Annotated in this window: 13 protein-coding genes; 7 read left to right on the forward strand and 6 right to left on the reverse strand. The window is 63.7% G+C overall.

Annotation, left to right across the window (positions count from 1 at the left end; translation table 11 throughout):
• On the reverse strand, window positions 1-886 hold an 886-nt coding region (locus QT222_RS17140), incomplete at its 3' end, for an NAD(P)/FAD-dependent oxidoreductase (protein ID WP_491477870.1).
• Between the two features lie 93 nt (window positions 887-979).
• Here QT222_RS17140 and QT222_RS17145 point away from each other — a divergent pair.
• The gene (locus tag QT222_RS17145; RefSeq protein ID WP_491477871.1) at window positions 980-1987 is read left to right on the forward strand and encodes an ornithine cyclodeaminase family protein; all 1008 of its coding nucleotides are present in this window, start codon (window positions 980-982) and stop codon (window positions 1985-1987) included.
• 32 nt (window positions 1988-2019) lie between these two features.
• Here QT222_RS17145 and QT222_RS17150 read toward each other — a convergent pair whose 3' ends face one another.
• The 3 genes from QT222_RS17150 to QT222_RS17160 form a co-directional block, all read right to left on the reverse strand.
• Window positions 2020-3609 carry a tryptophan--tRNA ligase gene (locus QT222_RS17150; RefSeq protein ID WP_004059033.1) on the reverse strand — a complete coding sequence of 530 codons (1590 nt, stop codon included), beginning with the start codon at window positions 3607-3609 and terminating at the stop codon, window positions 2020-2022.
• Window positions 3606-4625, reverse strand: a complete 1020-nt coding sequence (gene endA / locus QT222_RS17155) for a tRNA-intron lyase (RefSeq protein ID WP_491477872.1) — start codon at window positions 4623-4625, stop codon at window positions 3606-3608. The genes QT222_RS17150 and endA overlap by 4 nt, the downstream gene beginning before the upstream one ends.
• Before the next feature lie 113 nt (window positions 4626-4738).
• Window positions 4739-5470 (reverse strand): Sjogren's syndrome/scleroderma autoantigen 1 family protein, encoded by a 732-nt coding sequence (locus QT222_RS17160; RefSeq protein WP_491477873.1) that lies wholly within the window; start codon window positions 5468-5470, stop codon window positions 4739-4741.
• 102 nt (window positions 5471-5572) lie between these two features.
• On the opposite strand from QT222_RS17160, the gene QT222_RS17165 reads away from it, so the two are divergent.
• The gene (locus QT222_RS17165) at window positions 5573-6223 is read left to right on the forward strand and encodes an HAD family hydrolase (RefSeq protein WP_004059026.1); all 651 of its coding nucleotides are present in this window, start codon (window positions 5573-5575) and stop codon (window positions 6221-6223) included.
• Window positions 6224-6259: 36 nt separating this feature from the next.
• Here QT222_RS17165 and QT222_RS17170 read toward each other — a convergent pair whose 3' ends face one another.
• A complete protein-coding gene (locus QT222_RS17170; protein WP_491477877.1) occupies window positions 6260-6802 on the reverse strand; it encodes a putative phosphothreonine lyase domain-containing protein in 543 nt (180 codons plus the stop codon).
• A gap of 176 nt (window positions 6803-6978) precedes the next feature.
• On the reverse strand, window positions 6979-9318 hold the full coding sequence (locus QT222_RS17175; protein WP_491477878.1) for a DEAD/DEAH box helicase: 2340 nt from the start codon (window positions 9316-9318) through the stop codon (window positions 6979-6981).
• A 569-nt stretch (window positions 9319-9887) separates the two neighbouring features.
• On the opposite strand from QT222_RS17175, the gene lipA reads away from it, so the two are divergent.
• The 5 genes from lipA to QT222_RS17200 all read left to right on the forward strand — a co-directional run.
• The gene (gene lipA, locus QT222_RS17180; protein ID WP_491477874.1) at window positions 9888-10823 is read left to right on the forward strand and encodes a lipoyl synthase; all 936 of its coding nucleotides are present in this window, start codon (window positions 9888-9890) and stop codon (window positions 10821-10823) included.
• Window positions 10824-11166: 343 nt separating this feature from the next.
• A complete protein-coding gene (gene pdhA, locus QT222_RS17185) occupies window positions 11167-12273 on the forward strand; it encodes a pyruvate dehydrogenase (acetyl-transferring) E1 component subunit alpha (RefSeq protein ID WP_491477875.1) in 1107 nt (368 codons plus the stop codon).
• On the forward strand, window positions 12270-13253 hold the full coding sequence (locus QT222_RS17190) for an alpha-ketoacid dehydrogenase subunit beta (protein WP_004059013.1): 984 nt from the start codon (window positions 12270-12272) through the stop codon (window positions 13251-13253). Before pdhA ends, QT222_RS17190 begins: the two co-directional genes overlap by 4 nt.
• A gap of 4 nt (window positions 13254-13257) precedes the next feature.
• Window positions 13258-14760: a dihydrolipoamide acetyltransferase family protein gene (locus QT222_RS17195; RefSeq protein ID WP_004059011.1), complete on the forward strand. Its 1503-nt coding sequence runs from the start codon at window positions 13258-13260 to the stop codon at window positions 14758-14760.
• On the forward strand, window positions 14760-15243 hold a 484-nt coding region (locus tag QT222_RS17200; RefSeq protein ID WP_491477876.1), incomplete at its 3' end, for an FAD-dependent oxidoreductase. The genes QT222_RS17195 and QT222_RS17200, both read left to right, overlap by 1 nt.

A 15243-nucleotide genomic window follows, 5' to 3' on the forward strand; every position in this document is an offset into this window, starting at 1 on the left:
CCGCTAGCGCACGCTCGACGTCCATCGACTCGTCGAACCGGTCGGGGTCGACGTCCGGGTCCGAATCGGCGAAGTGCCCGCCGACGATGGCGGTCCCCGCCCGTTCCGGGCGGAAATACGACCCCGTATCGAGGTCGATAGTGAGCGGCGCATCCTCGGGAAGGTCGCCGTCCGGTTCGACGACCGCGATCTGCCGACGGCGCGGAGCGATTGGCAGGTCGATACCCGCGAGGGCGGCGACCTGACCGGACCACGCACCCGCCGCGACGACTACGGCATCCACGTCGATGGTCTCGTCTCCGTTCGTGCCCTCGTCGCCCGACTCGTCTTCGCCTTCCACCGCGACTCGCCAGCCGTCGTCCCGGCGAGACAGGCCGGTAACGGCCGTTTTCGTTCGGATATCGCCGCCAGCGTCCCGGACTGCACCCGCGAAACCCTGTACCGCCGAGTGCGGGTCGGCGATGCCATCGGCGGTCGAGTAAGTCGCTGTAACGAACTCCTCGGTCCGGAGTTCGGGCAGGTACTCGCGGGCCTCCTCGGGGTCCAAGAGGCGACTCGGTGCGCCCGCCTCGGTCTGCATGGCGACGTTCTCGCGGAAGGCCGCTGCCGTCTCCTCGGTTCGTGCAAGAAAAAGATAGCCCGGTCGTCGATAGTCGATGTCGACGCCGAACTCGTCGGCAAACGATTCCCAGACGGGGATGCTCGCGAGCGAGAGGTCGACGTTCACGCGCGTGGAGAACTGCGTTCGAATCCCGCCGGCGGCCCGCCCCGTGCTGCCGCCGCCGAGTGTCCCCGCCTCGCAGACAGTGACCTCGGCACCGCGGTCGGCGAGGGCGTGCGCGCAAGCGAGTCCGACGACACCGCCGCCGACGATGAGGACGTGCATAGTCGTCTCTGATTCCGCCCACCGATATGAGTGTATGTGTGACACGGCAGCAATGCGCGAAACGTTCACCAGACATCCCCGAGTAGATGACATATGGTTCAGATTCTCTCAGCGGACGACGTTCGCGGACTTCTCTCGCTTCCAGAGCTCTTCCCAGTCGTCGAGGAAGCGTTCGTGAAACAGGGCCACGACGAAGTCGAGCGACCGTCAAGACCCCACTTCCCGGTCGGCATCGGCATCGACGGCGGAACGGGTGATGTCGACGCCGTCGAACACGACCACCGCCCGCCGCTCGGGACCGCCTTGACCATGCCGGCGTACATCCACGGCCACGAGGTGTACGCGACGAAACTCGCCGCCGTCCACGCGGCGAATGCCGCCCGCGGTCTCCAGACGGTGAACGCGCAGGTCGTCCTCAACGACGCGCGGACCGGTCTCTCGCTCGCATTCCTCGACGGAACGACTATCACCAACGCTCGAACGGGATGTGTCGGCGGGTTGGCCGCGACGTATCTATCGACCGGCCCCGTCCATCTCGGCGTCCTCGGCGCAGGAACGCAAGCGCGGTGGCAGACCCGCGCCATCGCCGCCGCGACCGACGTCGAATCCGTCCGTATCTACTCGCCGACCGTCTCGCGCGAGCGGTGCGCGGCCGACCTTCGAGACGACGGCATCGACGCGGAGGCAGTCAGTTCACCCAAAATTGCCGTCTCGGAGTCGACCGTCGTCGTCACCGCAACCACCAGTACGGAACCAGTCTTTGCTGCCGAGTGGCTCAACCCCGGAACGCTCGTCATCGCCATCGGAGCCTACACCGGCGAAATGCAGGAACTCGGTCCCGCGACGTTCGAACGGGCGGACCGCGTCTTCGCGGACGTACCCGAGGAAGTCGCCGACATCGGCGACGTTCGCGAATCCGGTCTCACGGAATCCGACTTGATTCCGCTCTCGGGCGTGTTCGAAGGCGGTGTTGGCCGCGACTCGGACGACGAGGTTCTAATCGTCGAAAGCGTCGGCTCAGCGGTTCTGGACGCCGCGACGGCGGAATATCTGTACGAGAAATCGATAGAGAACGGCGTCGGAGAAGACGTAGAGTTGTAGTCGGTCGGCGGTGTGTCGGAGTGTGGCCTCGCTTAGTGCTCCGCCGCCACGCCCCGCCGCTCAGATTCGAGGTCGATATCGAGCGAGTCGAGGACTTCCTTCGCCTCTTCGCGCTTTTCGTGGTGGTCTTCGAGGAACTCGCGCATCAGCGTCGCGGCCTGCTCCTTGCACCCGCCGCAGAGTCGCTCGCCGCCGACACACTCGTCGTACACCCTCTTGGCGAACTCGTCGTCGTCGCCGGTGAGGAGGTAGGCGTAGAGTTCGTACACCGGGCACTTGTCGGCCTCGCCGCCGAGTCGGCGCTGTTCTTCGGCGGTGTCGCGACCGCCGGTCGTCGCGGACCTGACCTTGTCGTAGCCGTCTTCCGGGTCGTCGAGCAGCGAGATGTGACTCGCCGGGATAGAGGAGGACATCTTGCCACCCGTCAAGCCGGTCATGAAGCGGTGGTAGATGGACGACGGCGGAATGAAGCCGTAGCCGCCGTGGTGGGCTTCGACCTCGCGGGCGAGGTCTTCGGCCGCCTCGATGTCGAGGTCGAAGGCGTCGATGTGCTGGTCGTACCGGCGCTTTTCGCCCTCGATTTCTTCGATGAGTGCCTCGAACGCCTCGTCGGTCGCCTGTCGAGCGAAGAACCGAATTCGCGGACGGAGCGGTTCCATCCCGGCGTTTTCGAGCTTTTCGACCGCCGACTCGCGGACTGACTCGTCTGCGAGGATGCCGAGTTCGGCGAGGTCGGCGTCGGCCAACCACTCGGCGGCCTCGCCACACCGCGGCATGTCGACGTCTTCGGCGAACTCCTCGCGGGCGTCGTAGGCCGCGGCGACGACCGGGCGCTCGGCGTCGTCGAGTTCGAAGGACGCGAACGCATCGGTCACCTTGAAGAAGCGCATCCGGGTCGAGAGGTCGCGAGCGAACCGGACGTGAGGGTCCTGGTCGGGGCCGACCGGGATAACCGTCGGTTGCGGGTCGTCCAACTGCGGATAGAGAATGTCGGCCATCTGCGTGACGACCGACTGCATGTGCGAAACGTTGGTCTCGCCGTCGAAGCCGTAGATGGACTGGAACTCGGAGAAGTTTGCCTTCCCGCCGAGTTCGAACGCGAGTTTCTGGAGCGTGTCGTTGTCGGACTGCCGGTAGAGTTCGCCCTCTTCGGGGTCGAACCCGAGTGCGATAAGCGACAGCAGGTAATCGCGGCTGTGTTCGTTGATTTCGTCCCACGCGATGCCGCGGGCGGAGTGCGCCTCCATGTCGGCGATGAGACCGTACGCATCGCCACCCTGCTGTTGGTGCCAGATAATTTCGTCGAAGACGAGTTTGTGGCCGATGTGGGGGTCACCGGTCGGCATGAAGCCCGAGAGGACGGCGAAGTCGTCGCCGTCGCGCATGGCTTCGAGGACGCGTCGGTAGTCGCGGTGGCCGAAGATGACACCCCGTCGCATCAGGTAGTGAGGGTTCGGCACCTCGTCGAGTACCTCGTCGAACTCCTCGATGCCGAACTCCTCGAACAACTTCCGGTAGTCGGCGATGGTTGACGAGCCCCACGGGTCGAGAGCAACGTCGTCTGCTCCCTGCGCTGTGCCTCCGTCGGTGCGGATTCGCTCCGCGGGTTCGTCTCGTGTCATGGCGTGAGCCGACTGACCGAAAGCCAGTCTATCTCTCCCTTGGCGCTGGTTAGCGCAAAAACCATTCGCTTGCGGACACCGCCGGCGAGGCGAACGTCAAGTGAGAGGTCCCGTGGAACAAACGTGTGTTCGGGCGCGACCACGCGCACGAGGAATTCGGAGTGCGAGAGGTCCGAAACCGTCTCGAAGTCGGTGTAGACACGGAAATCGGAGCCGAACTTGAACCCGCTTTTGGGGACCGTCTGCATCTCCCGGAGCATCGCGTAAACCGCGAGTCTGCGGTCGAATCGGTCGCCCTCCACGTCGTGGCCGCGGGAGACCACGTCGGTCTCGTCGATGGCGAGCGAATCCTGCCGGGCGAGATACGCGGCTTCGAGGAGCGATAGTTGAAGCGGGCCGCTGTCGGCGTTGCGGCCGTAGAGGCGCTGCCCGAAGAAGCCGTTCTGGTAGAGGCGGTCCACGCCATCCCCCACGAGTGCGCGGTCCGACAGGAGTTCGGCGTCGAGACCGGTCGGAAGGTCTTCTGTGGCCGTCCCCTCCGGGGAGTAGCCCTCAGTGTCGAAGTAGGTCAGGTCGCCGTCCTCGTCGACGATAGCGAGTACCACGTCGCCGAGCGACGAGACCGGGATGGACTCGCGTTCGCCGACGACGCGCACCCGGTGTTCGACATCGCCATCCCACGGTCCCTTTCCGCGAGGGTAGACGAGGAAATCCGCGCCCCCGGTGTCGTCGACACCCGGCCATCCCTCGCGGGTGGGAGAGAGGTAGAACCCGCGGTCGCGGAGGTCTTTGTAGACGACGAAATCGAGCGTGGTGCCGGTGCGCGCGAGGAGTTCGCGCAGACCCATCCCGTCCACGCCGTCGATATCGCCGCGCGAGAGCAGGTGGGCGGCCTCGACGGGTGCGACTTCGAGGTCGTTGCCGCCGGTCGGTCTCCCGTACCCGCGCGAATCGTGGAACCGCTGTCGGGCATCGCCCGGGAGATGGACGATGCCGTCTTCGAGGCGTCCTTGCATACTCGAATCGGGGCGGGCCGACGACAAAGGAACTGCGATGCTGGCAGCGGGGTTTGCAGGCCGGCCCTGTCGCCACTTCCGGGGCCACGGGCGACGCGCTCTCTCCTCCGGCGTCATGCGAACTCACACGTCGAGTCGAGACACCGCCGGCCGCGGCCCGTCTCGAACACCGGCAGGCCGCACTCGCACTCGTCTACGACCACGCCCGCCGGGACCGAGAAGGCGGTCTCGCATTCGGGATACGCGTCACACCCGGCCAGCAGGCGACCACTTCGCCGAATGATTCGCATCGGCGAGTCGCAGTCGGGACAGGACCATTCCCCGTCGAATCGGTCTTTCACGCGGTCGTCCAGCGGGTCGCACTGACGGTCGATACAGACCTCGAACGTCGCTCCGCGCTCGGTGCGCATGAGGGGCAGGCCGCAGTCGTCGCACGTCTCGTCGAGGACGGTTGCACCGGCGGGGAGTCGGAACTCGGTTCCCGAGTCGAGGCCGACGACGGCCCCGTTTGTCCGGACTAACGGCTCACCGGTTTTGGGGTGCGAACCGACCGGGATGCCGGCCTCGCTCGCAGGGTACTCGGCACGACCGGTCACGTCGTTGGACTCGACGGTGAGAACCTGCTCGCCCGCGTGGGCGACGAGACCGAACGACCCCGGCCCGGATTCGACGGTCAGCGAGTCGGCACGGGTGAGCCACGCGACGGGTTGGTAACCGGATACGTCGTGGACGAGGACGGTTCGGTCGGGCTTGACGACGACGACGACCCGGCCGCGCTGGGTGCGGTCGCGGGAGCCTTCGAAGTGGACGGTACAGTCTCCGGCGAAGACGCGGATAGATTCCATGCGCGGGGATGGTCTCGGGTTCGCGCTTCAACCTTCGCGCGAAGGTTAAACAGGCATGCCGCGGCACGAAGGACTTTGGTCGGTCGCGCCACAGGGCGAGGCATGGACGCGAACGTCGTGCTGTTCGACATGGATGGTGTGTTGGTCGACTCCGAGCAGTACTGGCACGCCTTCGAGGACGACTGGGTGTTCGCCGAGGCCATCGAATCCGGCGACCCCGCCCACGAGGAAATCACGGGCATGAGCTTCCGCGAGATATACGAGTATCTCGACGAGCAGTACGGAGCAACCGTCTCGAAAGACGAGTTCATCGCGGCGTACCACGAGAATGCGGAGGACCTCTACGGCGAGAACGTCGTCCTGATGGACGGCGCAGAAGCACTCTTTTCGGACCTCCGCACGGCGGGCAAGAAGGCCGCCATCGTCTCGTCGGCCCCGCAAGCGTGGATTTCGACGGTCCGCGAACGTTTCGACCTCGGCCCGCTCGACCTCGTGCTCTCCGCCGACGACATCGACAAGCCCGGAAAGCCGGAGCCACACATCTACGAGCACGCCGCCGCGGAACTCGGCGTCGCGGCCGAAGACTGCATCGTGGTCGAAGACTCGGTCAACGGCATCGAGGCGGCCGCCCGGTCGGGAGCGTACACAATCGCCTACCGCGTCGACCACAACGCGGAGTTGGACCTATCGCTAGCGGATGAAATCGTAGACGGGCCGGAGGAGTTGCGGGCGGCGTTGCTCGGTGAAAACTAAACGGGGAGATGCCGACGAAACGGAGTTCCGACGGAGCTATTCGATATATCTAGCGGGTGCCGAAAGCCCGAATTCTGCTGCTGTGCTGGCAACGATACCCTTCGTGGTGTAGATATCTGGTTTGTAGTAGAGTTCGTGGGTGACGCCGTGTTCGTCTCGGAGGTGTTCTCTGACTCGATCAACGTCGTCTCGGTCGAAGTAGTTGGGCGTGTAGACGGTGAGAATGTAGTCGTCGTACATCGGGAGTTCCTCGTAGCCGTACGCGGTCATCGCCTTCACTGCCCAGATGGTCCCCGCCTCCGCGTCAGCAACGAGTTCGGGCCACAACGCTTCGATTCGTTCTGCCGACCCTGTGACTTGCCACTTGCCGATAGTTTTCTGGGCTTCGAGCGCTTCGCAGTCGGGTTCCCGAACAGCCTCGCTGTCCGTCGGTGGTAAGTCAGCGGGTTCGACGTTCTCTGGGCGGATAACATCGTGGTCAGAGAAGTAGCCGTCGCCGCCGATTTTCGGGGAGTCGCTTACGTCTCGACTCCGTAACCAGTACTGCTCTGTTTCGGAAATTTCGAGGGGGGATTGCAACATAACGACAATTGACAGTCATGTGGATTGAACAACAACCCTCGCCATACGCGGAGTGAAAGCGAAGATTGGGCTCTGATTCGAACTGAAACGCTCCCTTGCAGCGGCGTCTTCGAGCGGGAGAATCACAGAAAACGAGAGTGACGCCGGCAGACCGGCAAGAAATGAAGCCGCTGTTATTCCACCCGAACCGTCCGCGACTCCCGAATCGGGAGCAGCGGCAGGTCGGGGAACGTGACTTCCACGACGAACTCCAGTTCGTCGTCCTTCGCGCCGAAGACGCCGACCGGGACGGTCACGTCGTCCGAAAGGTAGCACGTCTTCGCCGACATCTCGACGCCGTTGACGGTGACGCGAATCCCGATAGAGCCGCCGCCACCGCTGTTTTTGACGCGAATATCGTGCATGTTACTCTCGCCGCGGGCGACCGACTCCGGGAACTGTCCCCAGTCGAGTTCGGGGGCTGGGAGGTTCTTCGCACTCTTGACGACGCGCTCGGCGACGCCCTGCGAAAGACCCGCACGAGTCAGTTCCTTTACGCCAGCGTCGACCACGTCGGCCGGGGACGAGAGACCTCCGGTTGCGAGTTTTCGGGCGCGGCCGGGGCCGATACCGTCGACAGCCGTGAGTGCCGCGGCGTCGCTACTGACGCCGTGTTCGACGCGTGCTTCGACACGCTTTGCGAGATTCGCCGTGCGGGCGTCCGCGAAGGTGTCGAGGAACTCGCGGAGCGCCGAGAGGAGTCGAAGCGCGTTCTGCTTGATGACCCACGCGTCGCTACGGAGTTCGCTCGGCGTCGAGTTCGCCATGCTTGCGTGGAGGATGGCGAGCACCTTTCGCGGTCCGTCTTCGAGTTCGGTCGAGACGCCGGTCAGGACGGAATCGACGGCGTCGACTTCGGACTGTCGGGCCGAGACCTGCCGGAAGTCGGCCGCGCCGGCGACCGTTTCGAGGATGTCGTCCGCAGAGATTCGGTCGCGGTTGGCGAGCGTGGAGAATCGGGTTGCGGTCCCCAGTCGGAGGTAATATTTCGAGGTGAGTCGGCCAAGCGCCGTCGCGTCGATGGAGAGGTCCTCGTCCATCTCGACGAAGCCGCGGGAGACCAGTCGGTCGAGCACGTCGCGGACGCGCGAGCGGAGGTCTTCGAAGTCGTAGGCGGCCGGGTTCGACTGCGCCCGGCGGTAGTAGAAGGTCGTCTCCAACCACGACATAACGTCGTCGAGGTCGCGGATAGTCCCCATCGCGATTTCGGCGTTGAGGTGCGAATCGAGGTCTTCGGCGAGGCGCGACTCGATTTCCTTGCCCTCGCGGAGCAGGCGGCGGTACTTGTTCTGGTCGGCGTGGTCGCAGACGACCCAGCCGTATCCTACGTCGTCGTAGCCGGGACGACCTGCGCGCCCGAGCATCTGGAGGATGTCGAGCGGCGAGATATCGACCTCGCCTTCGAGCGGGTCGTGGTGTTTCGTGTCGCGGATGACGACACAGCGGGCGGGGAGGTTCACGCCCCACGCGAGCGTGGACGTAGAGAAGAGAAGCTGAATCTTGCCCTCTTTGAACCACTCCTCGACGGCTTCGCGGTCGTCGCGAGCGAGTCCGGCGTGGTGGAAGCCGACGCCGTCGAGGACGCCCTTTCGCAGCGAGTCGTTGCTCAGTTCCTTCGCCTCGTTGTGGAAGTCGTAGTCGCCGCGAGCGCCGATAGGAACGTCACGCTTCGCGAGTTCGTCGCGGGCCTTGGCGGCAGCGCGAACCGCGTCCTGCCGCGAGGAGACGAAGACGAGCGACTGGCCGCCGTCGCGGATGTGCGGTTCGGCGAGGTCAAACGCCCGGTAGAGTCGGCGGTACTTGTCGGCGAAGGAGTTCTCGCCGTGGGTGTAGGTTTTGACTCCCGCGTGGAGGTCCACGGGTCGGTAGTCGTCACCGAACTCGAAGGTCGTCTCGTCGGGCGCGTCCAACCACGCCGCCACGTCGTCGATGTTCGGCATGGTCGCCGAGAGCGCGACGATGCGCGGGTCGCAGATGCGTCGCATCCGCGAGACAGTCACTTCGAGGACGCCGCCGCGAGTCTCCGAATCGAGCAGGTGAACCTCGTCGATGACGACGCAGTCCACGTCTTCGATAAAGGAGTAGCGCGCGGAGTCGTGTTTGCGCGTGGCGGAGTCCGTCTTCTCCGGCGTCATGACGAGAATGTCCGCGCGGGCCGCTCGGCGAGGGTTCAGGTCGCGCTCGCCGGTGACGACGTAGACCGAGTAACCGAGTTCTTCGAAGCGTTCCCACTCGGATTCCTTCTCGGTGGTGAGTGCGCGCAGCGGTGCGATAAAGAGCGCCGTCCCTTCGTCGCGGAGCGTCCGGCAGATGGCGAGTTCGGCGAGCGCCGTCTTCCCGCTGGCGGTGGGCGCAGAGGCGACGACGTTGTGGTCGGTTTCGAGGATGGCGGGCAGCGCCTCCCGCTGCATCCGGTTGAACTCCTCGAACCCGAACGCATCGGCGAACTCGGGGACCGCCTCGGCGACTTTCACGAGGCGCACCTCCGGGTGCGTGTCGATATCGGGCGCGAGGCGAAGACGAGCGTCATACACCAAGCCGAGTCGTCCGGGGGGAAAGGCGTTTCTCCATCCGACGCCGTCGCTTTCCGGGCGAAAATTACAAAAATCGGTTACGGGACAGGTTGGGGCCGAGAGCGGCTAATTAGTGCCTTACGCGGCGATAGCGAGAGCAGCGATGAACGACCAGTCCGTTCCCGCGGTGGCCTCTCGCTTCTTCGATTCGACCTTCGACAGATCGCGGCGGTGTTTCCAGTTCATACTCGGTGGAAATATTTACTCAAATATAAGTTTTTCATTCTAATGATACATCTAGCACGGTCGTACATGCACGATGGTGGAAAGTTATGATGTATTCGAGTCAAACGTTTTCTTTTTCACACCTATCGTATCCGTTTGAACGGTTTCGAGTGAAGTGTACGAGTGGAGGTAATCGGGGTCGGTTTGGCGATTTCGCGTATCACCGTCGTCAGTGCTGTCACTAATCCGACTGACAACAGGGTAATCCTCACGTTTTTTCCCCGTCGCCTCGAAAGTAACTGACCATGCGCACGCGGCGGAAGCCAGACTGGTTGAAGATGCGACCGCCATCCGGCCGGCGTTTCACCGACATCAAATCCACGCTCCGGGACCGCAACCTCCACACCGTCTGTGAGGAGGCCAACTGTCCGAACCTCGGCGAGTGTTGGAGCGGGCAGGATGGACCGGGTACGGCGACGTTTATGCTCATGGGCGACCGGTGTTCGCGCGGTTGCAACTTCTGTGACGTGACGACGGGCGGGATGGAACCCCTCGACCCCGACGAACCGGCGAACGTCGCCGACGCGGTCGCCGAAATCGGACTCGACTACGTCGTGTTGACCTCCGTAGACCGCGACGACCTCCCCGACCAGGGGGCAGGCCACTTCGCGGAGACGATTCGCGAGATTAAACGCCGCGACCCCGGCATCCTCGTCGAGGTGTTGATTCCCGACTTCCAGGGTGAGCCAGAACACGTTCGGAAGATAATCGACGCCGGTCCCGACGTTATTGCCCACAACATCGAGACGGTCGAACGACTCCAGTGGCCGATTCGTGACCGCCGCGCTGGCTACGAACAGTCCCTCTCAGTGCTCCAGCAGGTGACAGACGAGTCCGATATCCACACGAAAACCTCGATTATGCTCGGACTCGGCGAGTACGCTCACGAAGTGTACCAGACCCTCTCGGACCTCCGCGAGGCCGACGTAGACATCGTGACCTTCGGCCAGTACCTCCAGCCGTCGCGGAGCCACCTCGACGTGTTCGAGTACGTCCACCCCGACACCTTCGACACGTGGCGACAGGTCGCCGAAGAGGAACTTGACTTCCTCTACTGTGCGTCCGGTCCGATGGTCCGGTCGTCGTACAAGGCCGGAGAGCTATTCGTCGACGCACTTCTCCGAGAGGGGTCGAGCGTCGAAGAGGCTCGGCAGACAGCGCGTGCAGCCGCCGGGCAGTAGCGGGCGACAGAACTGGGCGACAGAACTGGGCGACAAAACCGGGCGACAAAACCGGACGCCACTGGTTCACGAATGACTCGGCTACGATTCCGAGGCGCTCGCTCGTCAACCCCGGATACGTTTTGCAACGTTGTCGATATTTCCGATTATCTCTCGGTGATGTGTGGGTTCACGCTAACGACCATCAGGAAGAATCGTTTAGGAGTGAAAATGTCCAATTTTGTCCCGTGTGAGTTTACATAGCACGGCAGGATGGGAGGTATTCCGAGTCAAAGTAAATTATATACGAAAACAATATAACGGCGGCGGGTGTCGATTTTGCCATGAACAGGAGGGTTCTCCCGTGAGCGTGCTTCAACGTGACCCACAGGACCAGGTACGAGTACTCGACGAGGACGGGGCCGTCGTCGGTGAGGTCCCCGACATCGACGACGAAACACTGGTCGAGATGTACCGAAACATGCGTCTCGCCCGGCACTTCGACACGCGGGCGGTAAGTCTCCAACGGCAGGGACGGATGGGGACGTATCCGCCGCTGTCGGGACAGGAAGGCGCACAGATTGGCAGTGCCATCGCACTCGAAGAAGACGACTGGATGGTTCCGAGTTACCGCGAACACGGTGCCGCGCTGATTCGAGGCCTCCCACTGAAACAGACGCTTCTCTACTGGATGGGCCACGAGAAGGGTAACAAGATGCCGGAGGATGCGAACATTCTCCCACCCGCCGTTCCCATCGCCTCGCAGATTCCCCACGCGACGGGTGCTGCGTGGGCGCTCAAACTCCAGGGTGAAACCGACAAGGGCGTCCTCTGTTACTTCGGTGACGGGGCGACCTCCGAAGGAGACTTCCACGAGGCGCTGAACTTCGCGGGCGTCTTCGACACCCCGAACATTTTCTTCTGTAACAACAACCAGTGGGCGATTTCCGTGCCGCGCGAACGACAGACGGCATCGGAAACCATCGCGCAGAAGGCGACGGCCTACGGCCTCGACGGTATTCAGGTCGACGGCATGGACCCACTTGCGGTCTACTCCGTGACGAAGGCGGCGCTGGACAAAGCGAAGAACCCCGACGAGGGCGAACTTCGGCCGACGCTTATCGAGGCAGTCCAGTACCGCTTCGGCGCACACACCACTGCTGACGACCCGACCGTCTACCGCGACGACGAGGAAGTCGAGCGGTGGAAAGCGAAAGACCCCATCCCGCGACTGGAGACGTTCCTCCGCGAGACTGGACGACTCGACGACGAGAAAATCGACGATATCGAGTCGGATATCGAGGCGACGGTCGCAGACGCTATCGAGGCCGCCGAGTCCGACCCGCGTCCGGACCCGAGCGAGATGTTCGAGTACGCGTACGCCGAACAGACACCGGAGATTCGTGCACAGCGCGAGGAGTTCGAAGCACTCCGTGAGAAGGTTGGCGACGAAGGGTTCCTCAGAGAATGAGCGCGCAGAATCTTACTATCGTGCAGGCAGTACGGGACGGTCTCTACACCGAAATGAACCTCGACGATGAGGTGCTCGTCATGGGTGAGGACGTCGGCAAAAACGGCGGCGTCTTCCGCGCAACCGAGGGTCTCTGGGACGAGTTCGGTGACGACCGCGTCATCGACACGCCCCTCGCAGAGTCCGGTATCGTCGGTACGGCCGTCGGCATGGCCGCGATGGGCCTGAAGCCGGTTCCCGAGATTCAGTTCTCCGGCTTCATGTACCCCGGATACGACCAGATTATCAGTCACATGTCGCGGTACCGGACCCGAACCCGCGGGCGCTACACGCTCCCGATGGTGCTTCGCGCACCCTACGGTGGCGGCATCCGCGCGCCGGAGTCGCACTCCGAATCCAAGGAGATGTTCTACGCGCACGAGGCCGGACTGAAGGTCGTCATTCCCTCGACGCCCTACGACACGAAGGGGCTGCTTATCTCCGCGATTCGCGACCCCGACCCGGTCATCTTCATGGAACCCAAACTCATCTACCGCGCATTCCGCGGTGAGGTTCCCGAAGAAGACTACACCGTGCCAATCGGTGAGGCCGCCGTCCGACGCGAAGGGACGGACGTGTCGGTGTTCACCTACGGCGCGATGACGCGACCGACGCTCGAAGCGGTCGAGAACCTCGAAGAGGAGGGCATCGACGCCGAAGTCGTCGACATTCGCACCATCTCGCCGATGGACCGCGAGACCGTCGTCGAGTCGTTCAAGAAGACCGGTCGCGCGGTTGTCGTCCACGAGGCTCCGAAGAACGGCGGTCTCGGTGCCGAGATTACGGCGACGATTCAGGAAGAGGCGCTTCTCTACCAGGAAGCGCCCGTAAAGCGCGTCGCGGGCTACGACGTGCCGTACCCACTGTACGCACTGGAGGACTACTACCTCCCCTCGGTCGCCCGCGTCGAAGAAGGTATTCGTGAGGCGGTGAACTTCTGAAACAATGGCGCTCAAGGAATTCAAACTCCCCGACGTCGGTGAAGGCGTCGCAGAAGGCGAACTCGTAACGTGGCACGTCGCACCGGGCGACGAAGTAACTGAGGACCAGGTACTCGCAGAGGTCGAGACCGACAAGGCACTCGTCGACGTTCCCTCGCCGTTCAACGGGACGGTCAAAGAACTACTCGCAGAAGAGGGCGAAATGGTCCCCGTCGGCAACGTCATCATCACTATTCAGGTCGGTGGCGAAGAAGAGGCCGAAACAGCCGAACCCGAGGCTGAGGCAGAACCCGAAGCACCGGCCGCGGAGGAAAGCGGCGAAGCCGAATCCGGCGGGCGCGTGTTCGCCTCGCCGAGCGTCCGACGCCTCGCCCGGGAACTCGACGTCGACCTCGCGTCCGTCGACGGCAGCGGCCCGAGCGGTCGCGTGACCGAAGGCGACGTTCGTTCGGCCGCCGAGGCGGCCGAGGCTGCCGAGGAAGCGGAGAGTAGCCGTCCGCGCAACGTCGAGATAAACGGAGAGTCCGCGACCGAAAAGCGCGACGAGGGCACTGCGGCAGTAGCAGAGAGCGCTGACCGCCAGCAGACCCTCGCCGCGCCCGCAACCCGTGCACTGGCCGAAGAGAAGAGCGTCGACCTCAACGCCGTGCCCGCGACCGAAATGCGCGACGGCGAGGCGTTTGTCACGCCCGAGGCTGTCAGCGAGTACGCACAGGCCCAGCAACAGGCGCAGGCCGCGGACGCCGAAGCCGTCTCTGCGGAAGCCGAGGCAGGTACTGCGGCGACCGAGACCGCCGAAGCCGGTCCCGCCGCTGGCGAGCGCGTCCCCTACAAGGGCGTCCGCAAAGCCATCGGCAACCAGATGGAGCAGTCGAAGTACACTGCGCCGCACGTCACGCACCACGACGAAGTGGACGTGACCGAACTCGTCGAACTTCGCTCGCAGCTCAAGCCCGTCGCCGAGGAACAGGAGACGAAGCTCACCTACATGCCGTTCGTGATGAAGGCGGTCATCGCGGCGCTGAAGGACTTCCCGTACATGAACTCCCAACTCGACGAGGAGAACGAGGAAATCGTCCTCCGCGACGAGTACAACATCGGTGTCGCCGCCGCGACGGACGCCGGTCTCATGGTCCCGGTCGTCCACGACGCCGACCGCAAGGGCATGCTCCAACTCGCAGACGAGATGAACGAGAAGGTCCAGAAGGCCCGCGACCGCAAGATTTCGCCCGCAGAGATGCGCGGTGGTACCTTCACCATCACCAACATCGGCGGCATCGGCGGCGAGTACGCGACGCCCATCATCAACTACCCAGAAGTGGCAATTCTCGCGCTCGGAGCCATCAAAGACAAGCCACGTGTGGTTGACGGTGAAGTCGTGCCACGAAAGGTTCTCACACTCTCGCTTTCGTTCGACCACCGCATCGTCGACGGCGCACAGGGTGCTCGCTTCACGAACCGTGTGAAGGAACTACTCGAAGACCCCAAGCTGTTGGTGCTCGAATAATGGTCGTCGGAGACATCGCAACCGGAACCGAGGTACTCGTCATCGGTGCGGGTCCGGGCGGCTACGTCGCCGCCATCCGCGCCGCACAGCAGGGACTCGACACGACGCTCGTCGAGAAGGAGGCCTACGGGGGCACCTGCCTGAACTACGGCTGTATCCCCTCGAAGGCGCTCATCACGAGCGCCGACCTCGCCCATCAGGCGGGTCACGCCGAAGAGATGGGTATCCACGCCGACCCCGTCGTTGACATGTCGCAACTGCGCGACTGGAAGGACGGCATCGTGGACCAACTCACCGGCGGCGTCGAAAAGCTCTGTAAAGCAAACGGCGTCAACCTCATCGAAGGAACCGCGCGGCTCAAAGACGAGAACGCCGTCCGCATCGCCCACGGCGGTGGGGGGCCGGGGTCGGAGACCATCCAGATCGAACACTGCACCATTCCAACCGGCCCGCCCCGCCTCCCGATTCCCGGGTTCTGCTTCC

The sequence above is a fragment of the Haloferax sp. s1 genome (genome assembly GCF_058382125.1).

Coding starts and splice junctions, on each gene's coding strand:
- endA (WP_491477872.1), bottom strand. CDS start 4,625: ATGCAAGGACGCCTCGAAGACGGCATCGTCCATCTCCCGGGCGATGCC.
- QT222_RS17195 (WP_004059011.1), top strand. CDS start 13,258: ATGGCGCTCAAGGAATTCAAACTCCCCGACGTCGGTGAAGGCGTCGCA.
- QT222_RS17150 (WP_004059033.1), bottom strand. CDS start 3,609: ATGACACGAGACGAACCCGCGGAGCGAATCCGCACCGACGGAGGCACA.
- lipA (WP_491477874.1), top strand. CDS start 9,888: ATGCGCACGCGGCGGAAGCCAGACTGGTTGAAGATGCGACCGCCATCC.
- QT222_RS17145 (WP_491477871.1), top strand. CDS start 980: ATGGTTCAGATTCTCTCAGCGGACGACGTTCGCGGACTTCTCTCGCTT.
- QT222_RS17160 (WP_491477873.1), bottom strand. CDS start 5,470: ATGGAATCTATCCGCGTCTTCGCCGGAGACTGTACCGTCCACTTCGAA.
- QT222_RS17165 (WP_004059026.1), top strand. CDS start 5,573: ATGGACGCGAACGTCGTGCTGTTCGACATGGATGGTGTGTTGGTCGAC.
- QT222_RS17190 (WP_004059013.1), top strand. CDS start 12,270: ATGAGCGCGCAGAATCTTACTATCGTGCAGGCAGTACGGGACGGTCTC.